The sequence below is a fragment of the Acetobacter thailandicus genome (assembly GCF_011516655.1).
Lineage (GTDB): Bacteria > Pseudomonadota > Alphaproteobacteria > Acetobacterales > Acetobacteraceae > Acetobacter > Acetobacter thailandicus.
Map to the genome: position 1 here is coordinate 1 of NZ_WOSV01000023.1, position 7,486 is coordinate 7,486.

Sequence of the window (7,486 nt, forward strand, 5' to 3'; positions counted from 1 at the left end):
AGAAATCAATTGTATCACCGTCCTTATCAACGGCCCGGTACAAATAACTCCACTGACCTTTCACCTTAATGTAAGTCTCATCAACACGCCATCTGCGAGAAAAGCCGGGACGCTTCCAATACCAGTGCAAACGCTGAACTCAGCGGTAAATCGTGGAATGATCAACGCCCACACCTTGCTCGGCCAACATGGTTTCAAGGTCGCGATAGCTGATCCTTTGGGCAATACCAACGTAATGCCCAAAGGATCACTTCACAATGAAAATGACGACCCTTGAAATCATTCATGACAACCGCTCCACACCAAAAAAAGTGACTTCAGGCAAGGAAATCAAGTTTGCAACAGAGCCAAAAACTCACATCTGCTTTTACGAAAGCGCGAGAAAGTCATGCAGAAATTTCGATCCCCAGACGGGTGCCTGCTCTTTCTCTGCTGTTCATAACCTCTTTGTTCCACCCGCAAAAAAATCATCAGCCCTGAGCAAGCATATCCATCGTCTTCAGGTTTTCGCCCAATGGAACTCTGTGGCTCCTTGATTAAAATGAAAAAAGAGATATAATTTTTTTTTTATAATATACGATGGTTTTTATTAATTGTGACAAGCTCTGTGGTCGATACAAAACATAGTCGTATGTCTACACCGATTATTGCATTTATCGGGTGTGATGGGTCTGGAAAATCTACATTATCTGCAGAAATCACGGCCTTTCTAAATACAAAACGCAAAACAAGTTTGGTTTATCTGGGGCTTGGTTCTGGTGACCTTGGTCGTCGTATACAAAAATGGCCTGTTATAGGTAAAACCTTGGAACGTATTTTATCTCGTAAAGCTAAGAAAATCCGGACACCAGGTGAGCGTGTCCCGGGGTTTTTTACAGCATTAGTTGTATTTATGTTTTCGTATAAACGCTTTTGTGCTTTTCAAAAGGTATTAAAAGCGCGAAGTAAAAATATTCAGGTTGTAACAGATCGTTACCCTCAGGTTGAGCTGGCGGGTTGTTGTGATGGTCCTGGTTTATCGGTTGCAGCTACAAATAACCCATTAATCAAATGGCTGGCTCACATAGAACAGCATTTGTACAAAAAAATGGTTAGTGTACATCCAACCGTTATATTTTTTCTTGATGTTGATTTGCAGACTGCTATATCACGTAAATCAGACCATAACCCGGATCTTTTGGCAGAAAAAATAGAGAAAACAAGATCTTTGAGTTTTGATGGTGCACGTATAGAAAAAATAGATGCTAGGAAAGATTATGCCATAGTTAAAGATAATATTATTAAAGCGATAGAAAAATATATAACATAATTATCTCATGAAATTTTAAAAGTATTTTATTTAGGAGGATTACTAAAAAACTAGCCATTTACTTGAGGAAGCCTTTAGTAGAAGTTTTTCTCAGATCCTGTTGTATTTTTATATCAAAATCTGAGGACTGCGCAGCCATTTGTTCAGCATATTTTGCGGCAACATCGTCTGTTAAACCCTTCATCATGGTGTTCATACGTGTCATCATGTCGCTACGTGCATTAGGTCATGTTGACAAAGGATCTATATGATCTGCCTGTGGGATAAGGAGGCAGGGAGAACAGGTATGGCACGAGGTGATCTGACGGATCATGAATGGGCGATGATTGGTCCGCTTCTGCTGCCGGAGTGTGGTCGTTGGGCCCGTCCAGCCGAAGACAATCGCCGTTTTCTCAACGGCATACTGTACATCCTGTGCACTGGATGCCTCTGGCCGGACATGCATGAGCGCTACGGCAAATGGAATTTGGTTTATGTCTGGTTTCGCCGTTGGGCCGAACAGGGTGTTGTGGGATGCCCTGCCGCAAACCTTGGTAGACCTCAGCCTGACCGATAAATGGCAGCATATGGTCGACAGCACAGTGGTTCGTACCCATTCACAAGCCACCGGGGCAAAAGGGGAATCATTCAGAGGATTTTGGTCGCTCACGCGGCGGCTTTACGAGCAAAATCCATGCCCGATGTGACAATCAGGGACGTCCTCTCGGCTTTGTCCTCACAGGAGACCAGGTTTCGGATTACAAAGTCACAGACGCCCTGATGGCAGGACAAATCAGTAACTTCAGAGAAATACATCTTTTTTAAATAATCATTTTTCATATAAATTTAAAATTTTCTGTACAATTAACCATGAATTTTCTTCTATTAATTCAAGAGGATCTGTACTATTTAAATCAACAATAGGTGCACCATTAAAATTCAAAAATGGAACATCTGCGATTTTTCGTGATAAAGATTCATAACGATGATCTGGTTTACGTGCTGCGGCAGTCTTTAAATCAACGTTTAATCTTATCACAATATCCGGTCTGAAAGATGTCATCCGTTCATAAATTTTTTGTTCAAGCCAGGTGAGATATTTAACAAAATTTCCTGAAGGAGAACGACATACAAGACCAGGACCATCCATAGGCCCAGGCACAGAAGTTTGAGGATAACGGTCTGTCAGAATTGTATATCCTCGGCTATGCCAAAAACGCATTTTCAAAAAACGAAATACACGGCGCATTGATAAAACAAAAATAATAATAGCTGTAAAAGCTGTAGCGCCTTTTTCTGAACGTGCCGTTGAAGATTTTATAAGAATTTTTTTATCCGCTTTTTGACCAAAAAAAGGTATTTTCGCAATAAAACGTCCCCAATTCCCAGTCTGCTTTCCCAGATGACATAGACGTGTTGGAGTTTCAGCCTGCATTTTATGTAAAAGATAAGTGCCAATTGTAGATTTGCCACTTCCATCTGCCCCAACAACAGCAATGACGGCATTTTTACGATTTTTTATAGGATTTAGATTTTCTAAATATGTATTCATTATATTAAGTTTTCCCTTTTATATTAATTTAAATTTTATAAATTTTCTGACAACTGCTCAGCTTCAATCAAAGCTTTTAGACGCACATTAATAATATCAGGCAACGGAAATTGTTCTTTATTATAGTTACTATCCCCTGTGATATGCCTGAGAATTAACTCATCATGCATATCACCCATTAGTCCGTTAATAGTCGCAAGGAAGATTGATAAAGCATCAAGCTCCTTATTTGGACGAATAACTCGTAACGTATCCACATAAGCTGTACGACGGCTTATAATTTTACGAAGTGAATGAAATTGATGTCCTGTAACTTTTTGATCAAAATTTAGGACGTCAATAATTTTTTTTAATTCGTTTTTCTGAAAATTTTTAAAATTTTCGGGTGTGGCAGGTTTAAAAGCTGCAAGGCGTTTTAAGGTCTGCCTAAATAACAATGGGTGTAAAGCACCCCATAAAAGCAAAGCTTTTCTAAAAGTTTTAAAGCGTTGTCCATTACGAAAGGCATCCTGTAAAAAACCCATCTGGCAGGTTATAAAATGTAACTGCCATGGATATATATGACGTCTATCAAAATTAGAGCACCCAAAACGCATATGTTTAAACTGTGCTCGAATTTCTTTATAAAATTCCTGTTCTTTAAAAAGAGCTTTCCGTCTTAATGCTATTTTCATGAGAATACGGCGAAACTCCTGTAGTCTCGATCTTCGCGCCAAAAGTTGCCATGTTATACGATAACACTCTTCAAGCTCTTCCTGATTACATGCGGTATTAGCCTGATAAGGATACGTTGCGTTCAGGTCTATATCATCATCCACCATAATGTTATTAAAAAGGGTGGTAATCAGGTTCTCTGAAGCATAAGGAATATCAGGCTGAAACGGCATATGGGGCATCCGAATAGTAGAGCAAAAATGATTTAATTGGATAAAACAAGATGTCGACCTCGCTTCATCTCCTTACAAAAACACGATTTTCAACCGAAAGTCGATATCTCTTAGAGTCTACCTCAAAAAGAGGTTTGAGTAATTTTTCTCAGTATTCTGCGGAAATGAGCCATGCTGTGGCAGATGCGATAGTTTTTTCGAAGTCCTTTGCGAGGCGTCTGTTTCGCTTGAGCCATGCGAGATTACGTTCGACACCGGAGAGTGGATCGCGCGCTGGGTATGATGGCGCGAAAAGAAAGAAGGGATCGAATCTGCACATGGCGGTCGATACCCTGGGGCATCTTCTGGCTCTGCACGTCACCCCGGCAAACAGAGACGACCGGGCGGAAACCGGTCCACTTGCGGAAGTCCTTCAGAAGGCAACAGATGGTAGCGTTGAACTGGTATGGGCCGATCAGGGCTATACCGGATCAAAACCGGCAAAAGCCGCAAGGGAGCAGGGTATCACCCTCGAAATCATCAGGCTGCCGCAGGCAAAACGGGGTTTTGTTTTGCTGCCCCGTCGCTGGATCGTGGAGAGATCGTTCGCGTAGGCAACACGGTGCAGAAGGCTCGTAAAAGACTACGAGCGCTGTGCTTCAACCCTCTCCGCAATGCACACCATCGCCTTCGCAGGTCTAATGCTGAAAAACGCAGCCAACCTGCTCACGCAAAGTCCATAACACCCTCTAGGCCTCCGCGTAATAAATACAGGATCATCTCAACGATCTGCCGCAGCGGCCATTTTCGGGGGCGGCCCACATGTGATGGTTGCGGAAAAAATGGTTCCGGAACAGACCAGAAGCCGGATACATTTTCAATAAACTCGCATTTTTATATTGCGATACCCGGACAGTTTAAAAATGACGTTTATCGAGGTTTTCTGAATTCTTCAGATTTTTTATCTGATAAAACAGATTTGATACTGAAAGCATGCCACGCTATAGCCAGGCAGAACGTTCTGGAACATCAGAGAAAATCAGAGTATGCCCTATTTCACGTGTAATTTAATGCACATATTTCTACCTTTCAAAGAAGTAAATTTTTCCTTATCATCGCTGCATACGATGATGACGACGAAGCGGGTATCGGATTGATGAAGGAGGAAAAAGGAAAAACAGCATTCTCACGCATTATGAGCAACACAACCGTGATTGTTATCGGAAAAGTGCTCAACGCTATTTGTAGTTTTATTTTCATTCCGTGGACCGTACAAACTATTGGCCTGAACGGTTTTGGTCAGCTTTTGCTGATTACCAGTTATCTTATACTAATTTCTGACATTACACATTTACACTCATGGCAGCCTCTGGTTCATTATGGAACCTTATCATTAAAAGAAAAAAAATATAAAAAATTCAATCAGATACTAACATTCTGTATGCGGGCTGATGCGCTAAGTGGTCTGACAGGTATGATTGTTGGGCTAATCGGTATTTCTTTATTTAGTCATTTGATGAAATGGCCAGATAGCATTCAAAAACTCGCAGAGTTTTGTAATTTAACTATAATGATAATGAACAGAGGGTGGCCAGTTGGTGTATTACGTCTGCTTAATAGGTTTAAAATAGCAACAACAATTGAACTTATAGGAACTCTGACACGCACTGCTGGAACTTTTATAGGGTATAAACTTCAATTCAGTTTATATTATTTTGTATGGTTATGGTGTTTTACTCAATTTATATTATTTATTATTTATAATTTCATTGCATTTTTCCTTGTGCATCAGTCAGTGAAACAGCCTTTCCCATGGAAAGAGCTTTTTTTTCCAACAATTAAAATCCCTGGAATTTGGAAATTAACTGTAGGAACAAGTATTAACGAAATTCTTCAGGCTTTTTTTAAACAAATATCAACTTTGTTAATCGGTGCCTGGATGGGAGCCTCTGATGCTGCTATTTTTCGTGTAGCTTCCCAGATTACCAACGCTATGGCAAAACCAGCCAGTATGTTAATTCCTGCCTTATATCCTGAATTTATTCGCTTTCGTGATAATAAGGACCAGGAAGGACTCAGACATACTTTATCACGCATTTATATAACAATCGCTGTGTTCAGCGTTTTGGTTCTTACAGTTTCTCTTGGTCTAGGGAGCTACATTCTGGATTATATGCTCCATCATCGCTATCCTCAGGGAGGTTTGCTTATTAGCATTCTTGCTATAAGCTCATTAATTGATATTGCTGTGGTCCCTCTTGAGCCACTTCTTACGGTTATGGACAAGGTCTATTCAGTTTTGTGGGGAAAAGCGACAGCTATATTAATTTATATGCCTGTCTTGTTTGGGCTAACTTACCGTTTTGGTGTTTGGGGCGCCGCTGAGGCTTCTGTCCTGTCCTCAGCTATTATGTTTATATGGTGCTCTGTCAGTTCCGTAAGAGTAATGGCCTGTTTTGGCTTATTTTTTCCAAAAAAATAATTTTTTTGAATTATACAGGACAAACAACACGTGAAAATACATTATCTTGTGACTAGTCTTGAAAATGGTGGGGCTGAATTTGCAATGCCTCCCATTTTACAGACGTTGCGTCGTTATGGCTGTGAAGTTCAGGTTACAGCTTGTGAACCACGAGACATGAAAGCTGCGGCACGTTTGGATGCTGCAGGTATCCCTTACACTGTGATGTTTAACCGTAAATGCAATAAACTGATTTATACGGCTGCATTTATAAAAAAACTCCGCCAAGACAGACCAGATGTTATATGGACTTCTCTTAGTGCAGCTACGCTGGTTGGGCAAATCTCAGGAAAAGTTCTTGGAATTCCTGTCGTGAGCTGGAAGCACAGCGCTACGGTAAAAACATACACGTATCTCCTGCGTCGTATGACACAATTATGGATTGCTGATTCATTTGAAGTTGATCAGTTTCTACAAAGTAAAATGTCTATACCCGCGAACAAAATCGTAACGTGGCCACTTTATTACTGCGACACTTCAGATCATATTTTATCTTACTGGGATGGTTCTCGTCCTTTACGCTTAGGTAGTATGGGACGATTGAGAGAGCAAAAAAATTATGCATTATTAATTGATGCTATCTATTTATTTTCTCAGCGCCGTCCTGATCTTATTAGCAGACTTCAGGTTGATATAGCAGGTGATGGCCCATTAAAAGAAATTTTATCTCAAAAAGTTAAAAACTATGGCCTTGAAAATATAATCATTTTTAAGGGATATTGTGAAAATACCCCTGCTTTTTTGAAAACGCTGGATATTTATATACAGCCTTCTGTTTTTGAAGGTATGTGTCTCGCTGCCCATGAAGCTATGGCTATGGGTTTACCTGTTATTGCAACTCCTGTTGGAGAATTAGCATTTAGTATTACAGATCATGAAACAGGTTTTTTATTAACTGATAATATAGAGAATGATATTGTAAAATCTCTTGAAGAGATTTTTGCTCAGCCCGAATTGATTTCTCAGTATGGCACAAAATCTCGTGAATTTGTCGCGAATAAATTTAGTGAACATGCCTTTGATCTCGCAGGAAAGAATGTTGTTAATCATATAAGAAAAATGATTTTAAATAATTGAATTTATGAATTTTTTATATTTTAAATATTAGGCTCAGGACTCATTCTTTGAGATAGAAGATGAAGCTTGCGGCGATATGGATTGCGGACATGAAGGTATGAGCGCAGCGGTCGTATCGTGTTGCCACCCGTCGCCAGTCTTTGAGCTTTGCGAACATGTTTTCGATCAGGTGACGCTTTTTA

The 7,486-nt window shown here is 40.2% G+C and carries 8 protein-coding genes and 6 pseudogenes; 7 read left to right on the forward strand and 7 right to left on the reverse strand.

From position 1 onward, the window contains the following. Positions 1 to 287 (reverse strand): annotated as a pseudogene (locus tag GOB58_RS12555) (IS6 family transposase); the annotation flags it as partial. 53 nt (positions 288 to 340) lie between these two features. On the opposite strand from GOB58_RS12555, the pseudogene GOB58_RS13005 reads away from it, so the two are divergent. Both GOB58_RS13005 and GOB58_RS12560 read left to right on the forward strand, forming a co-directional pair. After that, positions 341 to 536, forward strand: a pseudogene (locus GOB58_RS13005) (IS6 family transposase); the annotation flags it as partial. A gap of 95 nt (positions 537 to 631) precedes the next feature. Then, a complete protein-coding gene (locus tag GOB58_RS12560; protein ID WP_173560421.1) occupies positions 632 to 1,309 on the forward strand; it encodes a dTMP kinase in 678 nt (225 codons plus the stop codon). A 58-nt stretch (positions 1,310 to 1,367) separates the two neighbouring features. Here GOB58_RS12560 and GOB58_RS12565 read toward each other — a convergent pair whose 3' ends face one another. Beyond that, positions 1,368 to 1,517 (reverse strand): hypothetical protein, encoded by a 150-nt coding sequence (locus GOB58_RS12565; protein ID WP_173560422.1) that lies wholly within the window; start codon positions 1,515 to 1,517, stop codon positions 1,368 to 1,370. A gap of 114 nt (positions 1,518 to 1,631) precedes the next feature. Here GOB58_RS12565 and GOB58_RS13380 point away from each other — a divergent pair, with 114 nt between their 5' ends. Together GOB58_RS13380 and GOB58_RS12975 are read left to right on the forward strand one after the other, a co-directional pair. After that, the gene (locus GOB58_RS13380; protein ID WP_408736586.1) at positions 1,632 to 1,865 is read left to right on the forward strand and encodes a transposase; all 234 of its coding nucleotides are present in this window, start codon (positions 1,632 to 1,634) and stop codon (positions 1,863 to 1,865) included. Continuing rightward, positions 1,753 to 1,995, forward strand: coding sequence for a hypothetical protein (locus tag GOB58_RS12975; protein ID WP_198911795.1), 243 nt, complete (start codon positions 1,753 to 1,755; stop codon positions 1,993 to 1,995). Before GOB58_RS13380 ends, GOB58_RS12975 begins: the two co-directional genes overlap by 113 nt. A gap of 122 nt (positions 1,996 to 2,117) precedes the next feature. On the opposite strand, the gene GOB58_RS12575 is transcribed toward GOB58_RS12975, so the two are convergent. The 3 genes and pseudogenes from GOB58_RS12575 to GOB58_RS12585 form a co-directional block, all read right to left on the reverse strand. Further along, positions 2,118 to 2,840, reverse strand: coding sequence for a nucleoside/nucleotide kinase family protein (locus GOB58_RS12575; protein WP_173560423.1), 723 nt, complete (start codon positions 2,838 to 2,840; stop codon positions 2,118 to 2,120). Positions 2,841 to 2,875: 35 nt separating this feature from the next. Next, positions 2,876 to 3,727, reverse strand: a complete 852-nt coding sequence (locus GOB58_RS12580; RefSeq protein WP_173560424.1) for a hypothetical protein — start codon at positions 3,725 to 3,727, stop codon at positions 2,876 to 2,878. 148 nt (positions 3,728 to 3,875) lie between these two features. Next, positions 3,876 to 3,980, reverse strand: a pseudogene (locus GOB58_RS12585) (IS5/IS1182 family transposase); the annotation flags it as partial. Here GOB58_RS12585 and GOB58_RS12590 point away from each other — a divergent pair. Then, positions 3,955 to 4,449, forward strand: a pseudogene (locus GOB58_RS12590) (transposase); the annotation flags it as partial. The pseudogenes GOB58_RS12585 and GOB58_RS12590 sit on opposite strands and share 26 nt — an antisense overlap. Here the strand turns inward: GOB58_RS12590 and GOB58_RS12595 are convergent. After that, positions 4,450 to 4,567: pseudogene (locus tag GOB58_RS12595) on the reverse strand (IS5/IS1182 family transposase); the annotation flags it as partial. Between the two features lie 295 nt (positions 4,568 to 4,862). Between GOB58_RS12595 and GOB58_RS12600 the strand changes: the two are divergent. Further along, positions 4,863 to 6,188 (forward strand): lipopolysaccharide biosynthesis protein, encoded by a 1,326-nt coding sequence (locus tag GOB58_RS12600; RefSeq protein WP_173560425.1) that lies wholly within the window; start codon positions 4,863 to 4,865, stop codon positions 6,186 to 6,188. Between the two features lie 30 nt (positions 6,189 to 6,218). Next, positions 6,219 to 7,304, forward strand: a complete 1,086-nt coding sequence (locus GOB58_RS13300) for a glycosyltransferase (RefSeq protein WP_173560426.1) — start codon at positions 6,219 to 6,221, stop codon at positions 7,302 to 7,304. Between the two features lie 40 nt (positions 7,305 to 7,344). Here GOB58_RS13300 and GOB58_RS12610 read toward each other — a convergent pair. Further along, a pseudogene (locus GOB58_RS12610) lies at positions 7,345 to 7,486 on the reverse strand (IS5/IS1182 family transposase); the annotation flags it as partial.